This window comes from Roseicella aerolata (genome assembly GCF_020523605.1).
GTDB lineage: Bacteria > Pseudomonadota > Alphaproteobacteria > Acetobacterales > Acetobacteraceae > Paracraurococcus > Paracraurococcus aerolatus.
The window spans coordinates 1-15,044 of sequence record NZ_JAJAQI010000072.1; the positions used below are offsets into that span (position 1 = coordinate 1).

General features: G+C 67.6%; 11 protein-coding genes. 8 read left to right on the plus strand and 3 right to left on the minus strand.

Annotated elements, in window-relative coordinates; all coding sequences use genetic code 11:
- Positions 1 to 86: 86 nt before the first annotated feature.
- The 3 genes from LHA35_RS26175 to LHA35_RS26190 form a co-directional block, all read right to left on the minus strand.
- Positions 87 to 470, minus strand: a complete 384-nt coding sequence (locus tag LHA35_RS26175) for a class I SAM-dependent methyltransferase (RefSeq protein WP_226613963.1) — start codon at positions 468 to 470, stop codon at positions 87 to 89.
- A 196-nt stretch (positions 471 to 666) separates the two neighbouring features.
- Positions 667 to 1,542, minus strand: coding sequence for a glycosyltransferase (locus tag LHA35_RS26180; protein WP_226613964.1), 876 nt, complete (start codon positions 1,540 to 1,542; stop codon positions 667 to 669).
- 4 nt (positions 1,543 to 1,546) lie between these two features.
- On the minus strand, positions 1,547 to 4,888 hold the full coding sequence (locus LHA35_RS26190; RefSeq protein ID WP_338050996.1) for a rhamnan synthesis F family protein: 3,342 nt from the start codon (positions 4,886 to 4,888) through the stop codon (positions 1,547 to 1,549).
- A 922-nt stretch (positions 4,889 to 5,810) separates the two neighbouring features.
- On the opposite strand from LHA35_RS26190, the gene LHA35_RS26195 reads away from it, so the two are divergent.
- From LHA35_RS26195 to LHA35_RS26230, 8 genes are all read left to right on the plus strand, one after another.
- Positions 5,811 to 7,853, plus strand: coding sequence for an NAD(+) synthase (locus LHA35_RS26195; RefSeq protein WP_226613966.1), 2,043 nt, complete (start codon positions 5,811 to 5,813; stop codon positions 7,851 to 7,853).
- Positions 7,854 to 7,972: 119 nt separating this feature from the next.
- Positions 7,973 to 8,578: a cysteine hydrolase family protein gene (locus LHA35_RS26200; protein WP_226613968.1), complete on the plus strand. Its 606-nt coding sequence runs from the start codon at positions 7,973 to 7,975 to the stop codon at positions 8,576 to 8,578.
- Between the two features lie 162 nt (positions 8,579 to 8,740).
- Complete coding sequence (locus LHA35_RS26205) at positions 8,741 to 10,027, plus strand: cystathionine gamma-synthase family protein (RefSeq protein WP_226613969.1); 1,287 nt, start codon at positions 8,741 to 8,743, stop codon at positions 10,025 to 10,027.
- A gap of 391 nt (positions 10,028 to 10,418) precedes the next feature.
- Positions 10,419 to 11,213, plus strand: coding sequence for a cytochrome c oxidase subunit II (gene coxB, locus LHA35_RS26210; protein ID WP_226613971.1), 795 nt, complete (start codon positions 10,419 to 10,421; stop codon positions 11,211 to 11,213).
- A gap of 35 nt (positions 11,214 to 11,248) precedes the next feature.
- Positions 11,249 to 13,012 carry a cytochrome c oxidase subunit I gene (gene ctaD / locus LHA35_RS26215; protein ID WP_226613973.1) on the plus strand — a complete coding sequence of 588 codons (1,764 nt, stop codon included), beginning with the start codon at positions 11,249 to 11,251 and terminating at the stop codon, positions 13,010 to 13,012.
- Complete coding sequence (locus tag LHA35_RS26220; RefSeq protein ID WP_226613975.1) at positions 13,009 to 13,719, plus strand: cytochrome c oxidase subunit 3; 711 nt, start codon at positions 13,009 to 13,011, stop codon at positions 13,717 to 13,719. Before ctaD ends, LHA35_RS26220 begins: the two co-directional genes overlap by 4 nt.
- A 10-nt stretch (positions 13,720 to 13,729) precedes the next feature.
- Positions 13,730 to 14,452 carry a heme-copper oxidase subunit III family protein gene (locus tag LHA35_RS26225; RefSeq protein WP_226613976.1) on the plus strand — a complete coding sequence of 241 codons (723 nt, stop codon included), beginning with the start codon at positions 13,730 to 13,732 and terminating at the stop codon, positions 14,450 to 14,452.
- Positions 14,453 to 14,462: 10 nt separating this feature from the next.
- Complete coding sequence (locus LHA35_RS26230) at positions 14,463 to 14,798, plus strand: cytochrome C oxidase subunit IV family protein (RefSeq protein WP_226613978.1); 336 nt, start codon at positions 14,463 to 14,465, stop codon at positions 14,796 to 14,798.
- Positions 14,799 to 15,044 lie beyond the last annotated feature (246 nt).

The window sequence follows — 15,044 nt, forward strand, 5'->3', positions numbered from 1 at the left end:
TGCGGTCGTACCGAGCCCGGTTCTCCTGCGTCCACATGACCGCAGGTCTGCCCGCCTCAGCCGCCCGCAGGCCAGTCACAACCCATTCAAATCAGGCGATCTGTTCCCGGACGGACACTCAGGTTCACGAACTCACGTGGGCGGTCGAGGTGGTAGAGGATTCCGCAGCAGTAGATCACATCAAACGGACCATGCTCCGCCACCTTCCAGGCGTCGTCCTTGACGAAGTTCAGGTTCGGAAGCCCGGCCCGCTCCTTCACAATCAGGCAGTTATCGTAGTTGCTCTGGCGGACCTCTATTCCAAGCGCGTCCATGCCCATTCGAGCGAACTCAAGTGCGTAGCCGCCCTCGAGGCATCCGAGATCGGCAATGCGCTTGCCTCGGATATGATCGGGGTAAATGAGCCGAAGCGCCCGTTTCGCACTTTTGCACCAAGGCAGGTCAGCCAAAAGGTGGTCGAGATCCGGCATGGTACGAGAGCCGTCCGGGAACTGAATGCTATGAGCCGTGAAGCCACTCGTCATTGCTGCCCTCGCTATCGCCTGGTGAAACGGCACCGGTCATCAGCGACGTGCCGGAAAGGCCCACGATGCGGCGTTTCCGCTGCGCATGTCACGCGGCGCCAGCACGCCTTCGGGCGATGCTCGACAATGCCTGGCGTCGGGCTCAATGATGCCCGAACCGCTCAAGGAAGCTGCGTATGGTCATGCCGGGTTGCGGCGGCACGATGCCATTCTCCGCCTGCACCCCCGGCGACACGAGCATGGTGCGCCGACGCGTCTCGATGGCAGCGCAGACCTTCTCGTAGGCGTTCTGCTGCGCCGGATTGGCAATCCCGTCGGTCGGGATGGAGTTGCTGCCGTCGTTCTTGAAATAGTAGTCGCCAATTCTGGTGCTGATGAGGCCGAAGTCGGACCGGTGCCTGGCACAGATCCGCAACAGAAAGTCGTAGTCCTCCTCCCAGGTCAACGCCGTATCGAAGAACAATTCTTCCCGGCTCATCTTGTTTCGGTCAACCAGGAAGCTATGGATCGGACAGAAATTGCTGCGGAACAGATCGATGACATGGTCGCCCCGCTGGAAAGGCTCCTTCATCTCGGAGACCACGCGGATGAACAGCTTGTGGATATCGGCGGAGACGACGCGAACGGTGGCGAAGGCGACGGCCGCATCCGTCTCCCGTAGCCGCGCCACGATCGTCTCATAGGCTTCCGGGTAGAGCACGTCGTCATAATCGAGGAAACCGACATAGCGGCCCGTCGCCGCCTGCAGGCCCATATTGAGCAGCAGGGTCCGCCCATCCTGCGGGACCGCCTGTTCGAGGTTGCAGATTGTCAGTTGCGGCGCATCGGGCATCGCCAGCAACGGCGCCAGCGCCTCTCGCACCGTCGCGATCTCCGCCGCCGAGAAGCGCTGCAGCGCCAGGATGATGTTCAGCGGCCGGTAACGCTGCCCGACAAGGGAGAAGATGCAGCGGTCCAGCTCCCGCAGCCGATTGATGTCATGGAAGCGGACGATGCAGTCGACCTGGTCCCTGGTCATCGCTCTACCACCGCGGCTTGGCGAAGCTGAAATGATGCTCGAAATCGGCGTAGCAGCGCCATTCCTCGGGCACCGGCAGCGATACGGCGCTCGGCGGCGGCAGCTTGAGCGCTGCGAGTTCGGACTGGACCCAGGCCTCGAACTTGGGGGCTCCCCAGCGCCGCGCCAGAACGATGCCCGAGCTGTAGATCATCCCGAGCGTCCGCTTGTCCATCTCGCGGTTGGTCACGGCGTGCAGGAAGAGCGCCGCCGGGCAGGTCTTCAGCGCGAAGCCCCCGGCCCTTGCCCGCCAGGACAGGTCCACATCCTCGCAATACATGAAGAAGGCTTCGTCAAACCCCCCGAGTTCCTCAAAGGCCTGCCGCGGGATTGCGAGGCAGGCGCCGGACACCCAGGGCGTGTCGAGTGTCAGGGGATCATAGGGCTTCGGATGTTCCGCTGGGAATTGCAGGGCCTCGACCAGCACGCGGCCCGCATGGGCCTGCACCATGCGCACCAGTGCCCCCACCGCATCCGGGTGCAGCGCCCCATCCGGATTGACCGCGATGTAGATGTCGGCGCCTTCGGCGAAGGCCGCCTGCATCAGGGTGTTGTGCCCGGCCCCGAAGCCCACATTCCCCTGGCTGGGCAGGCGCAGGATCACGTCATCCGCCGGCACCGCATCGGCCGTGGATCGGCCGTTGTCCAGCAGCCAGACGGCCCGCGCCGCCGAGCAGCCGGCCCGCTCCAGGGCGAGCCGCGCAGCGCCGATGCCGCGCCGCAGGTCGGAATCGGCGTTGTTGTAGGTCACGATGCCGATCGCCACGCGGGTCTCGGCCGTGATGACCTGGCGGCAGCCAAGCGCGTGCTCACGGATGCTGTCCAGCAGCGGGGGCGATACCTCGGTGACCGGCAGTGGCACCACGGTGCGCGGCTTCACCCCTTTCGGGTCGAGCAACCGGAAGACATGGCGCTCGAAGTACCGATCCAGCTCACGCGCATCGCGGACATTGATGATCGCTGGGTTGTGGCTGAAGAACTCGGGCCGGGCGACCTTGATCCAGTCGAAGCCCGCAGTCTCGCAGGCATAGAAGTACACGCGCTCGATCGCATGGGCCAGGGTGCCGTCCACCTGCCCCGCCTCCTCGGCGAAATCCTCCGTGGCGAGTTGCAGGTCGAGCAAAGGGCGCAACGCCGCGCTGCGCGCCCAGAACATGGAGCCGGAGGGGAAGTCGAGAACCGCGGACGGATCGATCCTGCAACCCATGCGCGCGGCCAGCCCCGTCGCCAGCTGCAGGTTGCCGCCCCAGTTGATCCAGATGCGGAGCGGCTCGAAATGCTGCGAGGCAATCATGCCGAGCCGGCGGTTCTGCTCGAAGGCCGCGAAGATGCTGGAGACGATCTCGGGTGTTCCGAGCAGGTTCTCCAGCAGGAAATGGCGCCAGGAGGCCAGGACCGAGGCGTGCTCCGACCGCTTGCCGTGCAGGTGCAGCACATAGTCGTAGCGGTCATAGACGTCGCGGAAGCTCACCAGCTTGGGCGCGATGTCGCGGCCGCGGTTCGGCACCACGCGTACCTCCACCTGCCCCTTCCGCCAGCCGGTGAAGGCTTTTTCGATGACGCTCCTGGCAAAGTCGCCGCAGGTGGAGACGAAGATATCCACCTCGCCCGGGATGTTCTCGAGGTAGCTGCGAAACTCCACCGCCAGGTCGGGGTAGTAGAGGTGCACGATGGCGGCCACCGGCCCGTCCGCCGGCCGTGGGGCCGTGACATGCCGCAGCGGCAGCTTCAGGCTGTAGTCGATCTCCGGCGGGCGGGCCGATTCCGGAATGGGCGCCGGCTGCTGCGGGGCTGCCTCGATGCCCGGTGCGGACAGGGCGGTCACGAGCCTGGCCGCGGATCCCGTCAGCCTGCGGGCGCGGAGCCGCGAGACAAGCTGTCCGGACACCGTCCACCAGGCCAGCTTTGCCGCGCGGCGCGTGGCGACGCGCAGGACGGGCGCGCGCTGCAGCAGGCGCTGCATCGGCAGCATGATCTTCCAGGAGGTGCTCTGCTCGATGGCCGCGAGGCGTTGCGCCAGCTGTTCGTAATCGGGCCGGGGGGCCTGCAGGGCCACGACCTGCTGCCGCAGCGCGTCGATCGCGGCGTCCTTCTCCGCCGCCATCGTCTGCGCCCGCTTCAGATCAAGGACTGTCTCGGCCATGCGGGCGCGCAGATCCTGCTGTTCCTGCCGCAGGGCCGTGGCCTCGGCGGCCCCCCTGCGAGAGGCATCCGCGAGCGCCTCCTGCATGCGCACGGACTCCGCCTCCATGCTCGCCAGGAGTTCGCGGTCGTGCGCCCGCTGGCAGCGCTCCTGCGCCAGGGTCTCGCAGGCCTGTGCAAGCGCCTCCTGCTGCCGCGCGAGCGCATCCTGTCCCTGGTTTCGTTCCGCGGTGAGCGCGGCAAGACGGGCCGTCGCCTCGGCCAAGTCGCTGCGCAGCCCCTCGGCTTCCGCGGTGAGCGCGCCAAGGCGCGCGGTTGCGGCAGCCAGTTCGGCCCGCAGCCCATCCGCTTCGTCACCACGGGCCCCGGCGCGGAGGAGAGAGGCGAGCAACTCCTGCACCTGCGGGTCGCCATCGCTCATCTCGGCGAGCTTCTGGGCCTGGTCCTGCGACAGCGCCGCGCCGCGGCTCAGCATTTCGGCAAGCGCTTCCGTCTTGGCGGCCAGTGCACGCCTCACCGCGAGCGCCCCGCCGAGTGCAGCGTAGATCGAACGGATCTGCGCCGCGGCCTCGGGCTGGGCCGAGAAGAGGGGGCGCAGGGCTTCGGGAACCACCCCGCCCGGTGCCAGGATGCCAAGGCCATGGCCGTGATGGAAGTTGAAGGAGGGGTGCCTGGCCGCCAGCTCCTCGAAGAACCGCCAGACGCCGAAGCCGCGTTCCCGGACGTTCGTATCATGGAACAGGACGATGCCGTCGCTCGCCAGCTTTGGCAACCATTGATAATAATCCGCCTGCACATCGTCATAGAAATGCCGGCCGTCGATGTGCAGCAGACTGACCGACCCGTCGTCGAAGTAAGGCAGCGCCGCTTCGAAGCTCGACCGGATCAGGGTCGAGAACCCCGCATACTTTTCCCGGTTCAGCCTGGAAACGGATTGGAACACGGCATCGCCGTAGAACCCGGCATGCTCGTCGCCGGACCAGGTATCGATGGCATAGGCCGCAGTATTGCTGCCCAGCCGCTGCACCGCCTGGCAGAATGCGAAATACGAGTAGCCGTAATGGGTTCCCAGTTCGACGAAAGACCGTGGACGCAGGGCATCTGTCAGCCAGAAGGCGAAGGGCGCATGCTCGATCCAGGCAGAAACGGAAAGATGCTCTGGCACCCAGAACGAAGATGCCGACAATGTCCGGATCGCCGCCTCGGAAAGCACGCCGGGATCATGCCTTGTCCTATATTCACGATCATGTGAGTCTGGCATCGCACGACTCTCTTCGACAAGGATGATCAGCACCCTAACGCGGGCTTCTTGCAGCCTGCCACCTTGATGTCCAGGCGAGCCCGGCCGGGAACCGGTTCACTTCACGGCAAGATCATGTCTCCCGACTGCGACCATTTCGGGACCTGCGCGGCATCGCCGTTCCGCCGCTTCCATCCTTCGCCGCGCAGCCGGTGCCCGGAGGCCAGGCCCCGTCCGGCAGGCCGACCTTCGCGCGCAAGCGTCATCGCCAGGCCGCCCCGCTTTCCGGATGACGGCACAGTGCGGTGCTCCACCTTCCGGTGCGCAGGACCATGGCCGGGCTGCAGCGGGCGCCCGGCCCTTCCCACCTCCGGCAAGGGTCATCGCCAGCCGTGGCGCACAGGCCCGAAAAGAGAGGCCGGGCGCCGGAGGTCATGCAGATCTCCGCAGGCTTGGCCACCGTCCGCAGGCTTGGCCACCGATGGATCATGCCGGGGATAGGCGGCAGGGCCTCCAGCACGCACAAGTGCCGGGCGAGGCCAGGCGCGGACAAAAAAATGGCGGTGCCATGCGGCACCGCCGAGTTCAGGGAGGAAACGTCACGGCAACGCAGGAACCAGCAAGCGCCAGCCTGGTTGCGATGCAAAGGGAACAGGCATCGCGCCAGTGGGTTCCATCGGCATGCCACGAACGCACATGCTTCCTTGGTAGGATGCCGCGCTCCCGGAGGGGCATTTGCGTTCGGTTCACCGCCGCGGCAGGGATGGCAGACCTTGTTCCGGGCCCTACACTCCAGACGTCATTCCCCGCCGGTCATCCCACCACAACCCGAGGCATAGCCCGAACGATGCGCTTCGAATCCCTCTACCGCCATGGCTTCGCCCGCATCGCCGCCTGCACCATCCGGACCGCGCTGGCCGATCCCGCGGGCAATGCCGCCGAGATCCTGCGCGTCTCGCAGGAATGCGACGCGCAGGGGGCCGCGGTCGCGGCGTTTCCAGAACTCGCCCTGTCGGGCTATTCCATCGAGGACCTGCTGCTGCAGGATGCCCTGCTGGACGCCGTGGAATCCTCGGCCAGCACCATCCTCGAGGCCTCGCGCGCGCTGCGGCCGGTGCTGGTGATCGGCGCCCCGCTCCGCCATGCCGGGCGGGTCTACAATACCGCACTCGTCATCCATCGCGGCCGGTTGCTCGGCGTGGTGCCGAAGACCTACCTGCCGACCTACCGGGAATTCTACGAGAAGCGCCAGATCGCCCAGGGGGACGGCGCGCCGGCGGGCGACATCCGCTTCGCCGGCCAGGTCGCGCCCTTCGGTGCCGATCTGCTCTTCGCGGCGGAAGACCTGCCCGGCCTGACCTTGCATACCGAGATCTGCGAGGATTTCTGGGTGCCGATCCCGCCCAGCGCCGCCGCGGCGCTGGGCGGTGCGACCGTGCTGCTCAACATCAGCGGCAGCCCGATCACCATCGGCAAGGCAGAGACGCGGCGGATGCTCTGCCAGTCGCAATCCGCGCGCTGCCTCGCGGCCTATGTCTACACCGCCGCCGGCGCCGGCGAATCCACCACCGAGGTGGCCTGGGACGGCCAGGCCGAGATCTGGGAGAACGGCGCCCTGCTGGCCGAGACCGCGCGCTTCCCGCGCGGCGCCCAGATGGCCATCGCCGATGTGGATCTCGACCTGCTGCGCCAGGAGCGCATGCGGATGGGGACCTTCGACGACAACCGCCGCAACACCCCGGCCGCCCAGCGCACCCGCCAGGTCCCCTTCCGGCTGGACCCGCCGGATGCCGATCTCGGCCTCCTCCGCCCGATCGAGCGCTTCCCCTTCGTCCCCGCCAATCCGGAGCGGCTCGCCCAGGACTGCTACGAGGCCTACAATATCCAGGTCGCCGGTCTCACCCAGCGGCTGGAGGCGGCGCGGATCAAGCGGATCGTGATCGGCGTCTCGGGCGGCCTCGATTCCACCCAGGCGCTGATCGTCGCGGCCAAGGCGATGGACCTGCTCGGCAAGCCGCGCACCGACATCGTCGCCTATACCATGCCGGGCTTCGGCACCTCGGAAGGCACCAAGGGCAATGCCCACAGGCTGATGGCCGCCCTCGGCGTCACGGCGCATGAGCTGGATATCCGCCCGGCGGCGCGGCAGATGCTGGCCGATCTCGGCCACCCCTTCAGCCGGGGCGAGCCGGTCTATGACATCACCTTCGAGAATGTGCAGGCCGGGCTGCGCACGGACTACCTGTTCCGAGCGGCCAATTACGTGGACGGCATCGTCCTCGGCACCGGGGACCTGTCCGAGCTTGCCCTCGGCTGGTGCACCTATGGCGTCGGCGACCAGATGTCGCACTACAACGTCAATGCCGGGGTTCCGAAGACGCTGATCCAGCACCTGATCCGCTGGGTCATCGCCTCCGGCCAGTTCGACGCCGAGGTCGGCGGGACGCTGGAGGCGATCCTGGAGACGGAGATCTCGCCCGAACTGATTCCCGCCGAGGAAGGCCAGGAGATCCAGAGCACCGAGGCCAAGGTCGGCCCCTATGCGCTGCAGGACTTCAACCTCTACTACACGCTGCGCTTCGGCTTCCGCCCTTCGAAGATCGCCTTTCTTGCCCTGCAGGCCTGGGGCGATGCGGCGCGCGGTACCTGGCCGCCGCACTTCCCGGCGGAGAAGCGCGGCGCCTACCAGCTTGGCGAGATCCGGCACTGGCTGGAGGTCTTCCTGCAGCGTTTCTTCGGCTTCAGCCAGTTCAAGCGCTCCGCCATGCCGAACGGGCCGAAGGTCTCGGCCGGCGGCTCGCTCTCCCCGCGCGGCGACTGGCGCGCCCCCTCCGACGGCAATGCCCGCGCCTGGCTGGAGGAGCTGCGGCGGAACGTGCCGGCGGCGTGAAGCGCCCGGCCCCGGCAGTCGGGAGGAGCGGGGACCCTGAATCGCCCCTCCCCTTCCACCCCGCCGCATCCACGGCCCCGCTCCACCGTTGGAGGCGGCAGGGTACCGGAGGGCTGGGCATGTCGGAGCATGGATTGACACAGGGGCCGCTGACGGAGAGCTGCGCGCATCTCTGTGTCGACATGCAGAATCTCTTCTGCGGCACCGAGTGGCATACGCCCTGGATGGAGCGCGTGCTGCCGGTGGTGGAACGGCTCGCCGCCGCATGGCCCCAGCGCACCGTCTTCACGCGCTTCATCCCCGCCGCCCGCCCCGGGGAGGGCGAGGGCACCTGGCGCCGCTACTGGCAGCGCTGGGAGACGATGACGCTGCAGGCCCTGCCGCCGGAGGCGGTCGATCTGCTCCCTCCCCTAGCCCGCCTGGCCCCGCCGGCCGAGGTGCTGGACAAGCACTTCTACAGCCCCTGGCTCGAGACCGACCTGCATGAGCGCCTGCGCAGGCGGGGAATCGACACGCTGGTGGTCAGCGGGGCGGAGACGGATGTCTGCGTGCTGGCCGCCGTGCTGGGCGCGGTCGATCGTGGCTACCGGGTGGTGGTGCCGACGGATGCGCTCTGTTCGTCGTCCGATACCACCCATGACGCGCTGCTGACCCTGTACCGGAAGCGCTACGGGCAGCAGGTGGAGACGGCGACGGCGGCGGAGATTCTGGAGGCGTGGCGCTGACGCTCCGCGCCATCCGCAGCGGCGGCGGGCAGGACCGGGCAGGCCGCGGGAACATCGCGGATGGCGCAGGCCGTCGCCCGGCACAGCAACCTCGCAAGGCCGTGATGCAGGCCAGCGCCGCACCCTGGCCATGCTGCCGACACCATCAAGCGGAGGCCCGCCATGGCCAAGGACCGCAGCCACCACACCACCATCGGGAATCACCGGCTGAGCCCCGAGACGCTGATGCTCGGCTATGGTTACGACCCCGCCCTCTCGGAGGGCTCGGTCAAGCCGCCGGTCTTCCTGACCTCCACCTTCGTCTTCCGCTCGGCCGAGGAGGGGCGGGACTATTTCGACGTGGTCGCCGGCCGGAAGGAGGCGCCCGAGGGCGGGGCGGGCCTCGTCTATTCCCGCTTCAACCACCCGAACAGCGAGATCGTCGAGGACCGCCTTGCCATCTGGGACGGCGCCGAGACGGCGCTGGTCTTCGCCTCCGGCATGGCGGCGATCGCCACCACCATCCTCGCCCATGCCCGGCCGGGCGATGCCATCCTGCACAGCCAGCCGCTCTATGGCGGGACGGAGACGCTGCTGGCGAAGACCTTCGCCGAGTTCGGCATCGCCGCGGAGGGCTTCTCCGAGGGCACGGATCCGGAGGCGATCGAGGCGGCGGCGCGGCGCGCCATGGATCGCGGGCGGGTCAGCCTGGTGCTGGTGGAGACGCCCTCCAACCCGCTCAACACCCTGGTCGATCTCGCCGCCATCCGGGCCGTGGCGGACCGGATCGGAGAGGTGCAGGGCCATCGGCCGGTGATCGCCTGCGACAACACCCTGCTGGGCCCGGTCTTCCAGCACCCGCTCGCCCATGGCGTGGACATCGTCCTCTACTCCCTCACCAAGTATGTCGGCGGCCATAGCGACCTGGTGGCCGGCGCGGCGGTCGGCAGCAAGGCACAGCTCCGCCCCATCCGGCTGCTGCGCGGCGCCATCGGTACGCAGCTCGATCCGCATTCCTGCTGGATGCTCGGCCGGTCGCTGGAGACGCTCGCGCTGCGCATGGAGGCGGCCGCGCGCAATGCCGAAATGGTGGCGGAGTTCCTGGAGCGGCACCCGCATGTCACGGCGGTGCATGCGCTGAACCACCTGGCCGGGGACAGCCCGGCCGGCCGGGTCTACCGGGCCCAGTGCAGCCGCCCCGGTTCCACCTTCAGCATCGAGCTGACGGGTGGCCAGGCGGAGGCCTTCCGCTTCCTCAACGCGCTCCGCGTCTTCAAGCTGGCGGTCAGCCTGGGCGGCACGGAATCGCTCGCCAGCCATCCCGCCACCACCACCCATTCCGGCGTGCCGGCGGAGTTGCGGGCGCGGATCGGGGTGACGGATGGCCTGATCCGACTGTCCATCGGCATCGAGCACCCGGACGACCTGATCGCCGACCTCGCCCAGGCGCTGGCCAGCCTGGAGGGCTGAGGGCCGGCAAGGCAGGGACCGGCCCGACGGGCGGCGCGTCCAGGCCCGCCGGCGCCGGCGCTTTGCGTTGACAGGCGGCAACATGCGCATCCAGTATGCAATCCTGGGACGGTCGCCGTGGTGACCGACGACCGCCAGCCAGGCTTCGTGTCACCGGATGCGTGACGGCCGCCCCCGTGGCGGCCCGGAAGGTGCGGCCATGGCTCCTGCCCAATCCGCCTTCAGCCCTGCCAGGCGCGCCGCGTCGCCGGCATCGCCTGCCCCCCTGCTGTCCCGCCCGCGTCGCTGCGGGATGCCGCGCGTCGGCCTGCCGAATCCCCAGGCCCGGGGGCGTGCCGGCGCCGCCTGACGCCGCCGCGCCCCGCTCCGATGGTCTGGGGAGGGACAGCGCATGGCCGTGGCACTCATAATGGTCCTGGTCGCGATCGGCTCGGTGGTCTTCCACTGGCTGAGCCCGTGGTGGTGGACGCCCATCGCCTCGAACTGGGAATACATCGACCAGACGCTGATCATCACCTTCTGGATCACCGGCATCGCCTTCGTCGCCGTGGTCGGCTTCATGGCTTGGTGCATCTTCCGCTACCGCCACCGTCCCGGCCAGCAGGCGCATTACGAGCCGGAGAACAAGAGACTGGAGGTCTGGCTGACCGTCGCCACCGCGCTCGGCGTCGCCGCCATGCTCGCGCCCGGCCTTTTCGTCTGGAGCCAGTTCGTCAGCGTCCCCGATGACGCGACGGAGATCGAGGTCGTCGGCAAGCAGTGGCAGTGGAGCTATCGGCTGCCCGGCGAGGACGGGAAGCTTGGTACCTCCGATGTCCGGCTGATCAGCGACACCAATCCGCTCGGCCTCAATCCCGACGATCCGAATGGCCGCGACGATGTGGTGATCGAGGCGGGCGACCTGCATCTGCCGGTCGGCCGGCCGGTGAAGGTCCTGCTGCGCGCCATCGACGTGCTGCACGATTTCTACGTGCCGGAATTCCGGGCGAAGATGGACATGATCCCGGGCTCCGTCACCTATTTCTGGTTCACGCCGACCCGCACCGGCACCTTCGAATCGCTCTGCGCCGAGCTCTGCGGCGTCGGTCACGCGGTCATGCGCGGCCGCGTCGTGGTGCAGACGGAGGAGGAGTACCAGGCCTGGCTGCAGGGGCAGCGGACCTTCGCGCAACTGGCGGCACGATGAGCTAGCGAGGCGATCCAGGGGAGGAGAACACGCCGATGGGCGATGTGGCACACACGGCGGGTACCGCCGTCCCCCATGACGATATCGACGGGGCCGAGCTCTACCATCCGCACAGTTGGCTGACGAAATACGTCTTCAGCCAGGATGCCAAGGTGATCGGCGTGCAGTACGCGCTGACCGCCATCGCGATCGGCATGGTGGCGCTGGTACTGTCCTGGCTGATGCGACTGCAACTCGGCTTCCCCGGCACCTTCGACTTCATCGACCCGGCCGCCTACTACCAGTTCATCACCATGCACGGGATGATCATGGTGGTGTACCTGCTGACCGCGCTCTTCCTCGGCGGCTTCGGCAACTACCTGATCCCGCTGATGCTCGGCGCGCGGGACATGGTCTTTCCCTATGTCAACATGCTGAGCTACTGGATCTACCTGCTGGCCGTGCTGGTGCTGGTGGCCAGCTTCTTCGCCCCCGGCGGCCCGACCGGGGCCGGCTGGACGCTCTACCCGCCACAGGCGATCCTCTCCGGCACGCCCGGCGGGCAGGACTGGGGCATCATCCTGATGCTTCTCTCGCTCTGCCTCTTCATCATCGGCTTCACCATGGGCGGCCTGAACTACACGGTGACCGTGCTGCAGGCGCGCACCCGCGGCATGACGCTGATGCGCATGCCGCTGACCATCTGGGGCATCTTCACCGCGACGGTGATGGCGCTGCTGGCCTTCCCCGCCCTGTTCGTCGGCGCGGTGATGATGCTGCTCGACCGGCTGCTCGGCACCAGCTTCTTCATGCCCGCCCTGGTGGAGATGGGCCAGCAGCTCAGCTACGGCGGCGGCAGCCCGATCCTGTTCCAGCACCTGTTCTGGTTCTTCGGCCATCCGGAGGTCTACATCGTTGCCCTGCCGGCCTTCGGCATCGTCTCCGACCTCATCGCCACGCATGCGCGGCGGAACATCTTCGGCTACCGCATGATGGTCTGGGCGATCGTCATCATCGGCGCGCTGAGCTTCATCGTCTGGGCGCACCACATGTATGTGTCGGGGATGCATCCGTGGTTCGGCTTCTTCTTCGCCACGACCACGCTGATCATCGCCATCCCCACCGCCATCAAGGTCTACAACTGGCTGCTGACACTCTGGCGCGGCAACATCCACCTCAACCTGCCGATGCTCTTCGCGCTCGGCTTCATCGTCACCTTCGTCAATGGCGGGCTGACCGGGCTCTTCCTCGGCAATGTTGTGGTCGATGTCCCGCTGTCCGATACCATGTTCGTCGTCGCGCATTTCCACATGGTTATGGGCGTCGCGCCCGTCATGGTGATCTATGGCGCGCTCTATCACTGGTACCCCAAGGTCACCGGCCGGATGCTGGATGACATGATGGGGAAGATCCATTTCTGGGTGACCTTCCTCGGCGCCTATCTGATCTTCTTCCCCATGCATTACCTGGGGCTGCTCGGCGTGCCGCGGCGCTACCACGATATCGGCCAGACGAGCTTCGTGCCGGACTCGGCGCATACGTTGAACGCCTTCATCAGCGTGGTCGCGCTGGTGGTCGGCGCGGCGCAGCTCCTCTTCCTGTTCAACCTGTTCTGGAGCCTGCGGCGCGGCAAGGAGGCCGGACCGAACCCGTGGAACGCCACCACGCTGGAATGGCAGACGCCCGAGACGCCGCCCGGCCACGGCAATTGGGGGCGGGAGCTGCCGGTGGTCTATCGCTGGGCCTATGACTACAGCGTGCCGGGCGCGGCGCGGGACTTCACGCCGCAGAACGAGCCCCCGCCGGCGGCCGCGCCATGATCGTCACGCTGCTGGTCTTCGCCGTGCTGGTCGCGGTCGCCGCCTGGTGGCTGGCGCGGCAGGGCCTGACGGCGCGGCCGTGGCTGGAGGGCCAGGCGGCCGCCGAGCTGGCCGCGCCTGGGATACCGCCACTGCCGACCGCGAAGATCGGCCTCGGCATCTTCCTGGCTGTCGCTACCCTGCTGCTGAGCCTGCTGGTCAGCGCCTATGCGATGCGGATGGAGATGGCGGACTGGCGGCCACTGCCGCAGCCGCTGCTGCTCTGGGCGAACACCTTCGTGCTGGTGCTCAGCAGTCTCGCGCTGCACTGGGCGGCGCGGTCGGCGCGGCGCGGCCATCGTGCAGGCGTGCAGGACGGGCTGCTGGCCGGCGGCCTCACCGCCCTACTCTTCCTGGCCGGCCAGCTTCTCGCCTGGCGGCAACTCGCGGCGGCGGGCTACCGGCCCGCGGCCAACCCGGCCGATGCCTTCTTCTACCTGATCACCGCGGCGCATGGGCTGCATCTGCTCGGCGGCCTCGCCGCCCTCGGCCGCGCGGGCGCCAGGCTCGCGCGCGGCGCCACGACGGCGCGGCTGCGCCTCAGCGTCGAGCTCTGTGCCACCTACTGGCATTTCCTGCTGCTCGCCTGGCTCTGCCTCTTCGCGCTGCTGGCCCATGCGCCCTCCATCGCCTGGCTTGCGGCGCTCTGCACCGCCCCCTTCCGATAGGATCTGCCCGATGCCCGATGTCGCACCGGCTCCCGCCCAGGACATCGCCACAGAGCGCACCGGCTGGCGCGCGGTCGTCGCCGACTGGTCGGCCGACCGGCGGACCTTCCGCGGCGTGTCCTGGGGGAAGGCCATGATGTGGATCTTCCTCCTCAGCGACACCTTCATCTTCAGCTGCTTCCTGATCGCCTACATGACCGCGCGGATGTCGACGACCGTGCCCTGGCCGAATGCCAGCGAGGTCTTCGCGCTGGAGATCTTCGGGACCAACCTGCCGCTGATCCTCATCGCCATCATGACCTTCGTGCTGATCAGCAGCAGCGGCACCATGGCGATGGCGGTCAACTTCGCCTACCGGCGGGACCGGGTGAAGACCGCGCTGCTGATGCTGGCGACCGCGCTCTTCGGCGCCGCCTTCGTCGGCATGCAGGCCTTCGAGTGGACGAAGCTGATCCATGAGGGCGTGCGGCCCTGGGAGAATCCCTGGGGCGCGCCGCAATTCGGTGCCGCCTTCTTCATGATCACCGGCTTCCACGGCACCCATGTGACCATCGGCGTCATCTTCCTGCTGATCATCGCCCGCAAGGTCTGGCGTGGCGATTTCGACCAGGGACGCAAGGGCTTCTTCACCAGCCGGAGCGGCCGCTGGGAGATCGTCGAGATCACCGGCCTCTACTGGCACTTTGTCGATCTGGTCTGGGTGTTCATCTTCGCATTCTTCTATCTCTGGTAGGGGACCCGCCATGGCGCACGCCGCGACGGCCGAAGGCCAGCAGCATCCGATCAAGCTCTACCTGGTGGTCTGGGGGTGGCTCTTCATCCTCAGCGCCTTCTCCTACCTGGTGGACTATTTCCAGCTGGAGGGGATGCTGCGCTGGGCTCTGATCCTGCTGTTCATGGCATTGAAGGCCGGGCTGATCATCGCCGTCTTCATGCACATGGCCTGGGAGAGGCTGGCACTGACCTATGCCATCCTGCTGCCGCCGCTGGTGGTGCTGGTCTTCCTCGGCATCATGATGTTTGAATCCGACTACACGCTGTACATGCGTGAAACCTTCTTCGCCGGCGCGGCACTATAGGGCCGGCCGCCATGCAGCCGCGCATCCGCAACCGCACCATCATCGGCGCCGGCCTGGCGCTGTGCATCCTTCTGGCCGTGCTCGTGGCCTGGCTGCTGGGGCTGTTCGAGCGGAGCGATGCGATGCTCTAGCAGCCTGTCGGATTCCCAACGGGCCTGAGATCGGCGAGTCTGTTCGGCATGACGCAGTTCATTCCGTTCAGCCGCGACCAGGCTTTTCTGCTGCCGCCGGATGCCAAGGATTGGT

Bases quoted from the DNA above. Each gene is read 5' to 3' on its own strand.
- LHA35_RS26195 (WP_226613966.1), top strand. From the start codon at position 5,811: ATGCGCTTCGAATCCCTCTACCGCCATGGCTTCGCCCGCATCGCCGCC.
- LHA35_RS26220 (WP_226613975.1), top strand. From the start codon at position 13,009: ATGATCGTCACGCTGCTGGTCTTCGCCGTGCTGGTCGCGGTCGCCGCC.
- ctaD (WP_226613973.1), top strand. From the start codon at position 11,249: ATGGGCGATGTGGCACACACGGCGGGTACCGCCGTCCCCCATGACGAT.
- LHA35_RS26230 (WP_226613978.1), top strand. From the start codon at position 14,463: ATGGCGCACGCCGCGACGGCCGAAGGCCAGCAGCATCCGATCAAGCTC.
- LHA35_RS26225 (WP_226613976.1), top strand. From the start codon at position 13,730: ATGCCCGATGTCGCACCGGCTCCCGCCCAGGACATCGCCACAGAGCGC.
- LHA35_RS26180 (WP_226613964.1), bottom strand. From the start codon at position 1,542: ATGACCAGGGACCAGGTCGACTGCATCGTCCGCTTCCATGACATCAAT.
- LHA35_RS26200 (WP_226613968.1), top strand. From the start codon at position 7,973: ATGTCGGAGCATGGATTGACACAGGGGCCGCTGACGGAGAGCTGCGCG.
- coxB (WP_226613971.1), top strand. From the start codon at position 10,419: ATGGCCGTGGCACTCATAATGGTCCTGGTCGCGATCGGCTCGGTGGTC.
- LHA35_RS26205 (WP_226613969.1), top strand. From the start codon at position 8,741: ATGGCCAAGGACCGCAGCCACCACACCACCATCGGGAATCACCGGCTG.
- LHA35_RS26175 (WP_226613963.1), bottom strand. From the start codon at position 470: ATGCCGGATCTCGACCACCTTTTGGCTGACCTGCCTTGGTGCAAAAGT.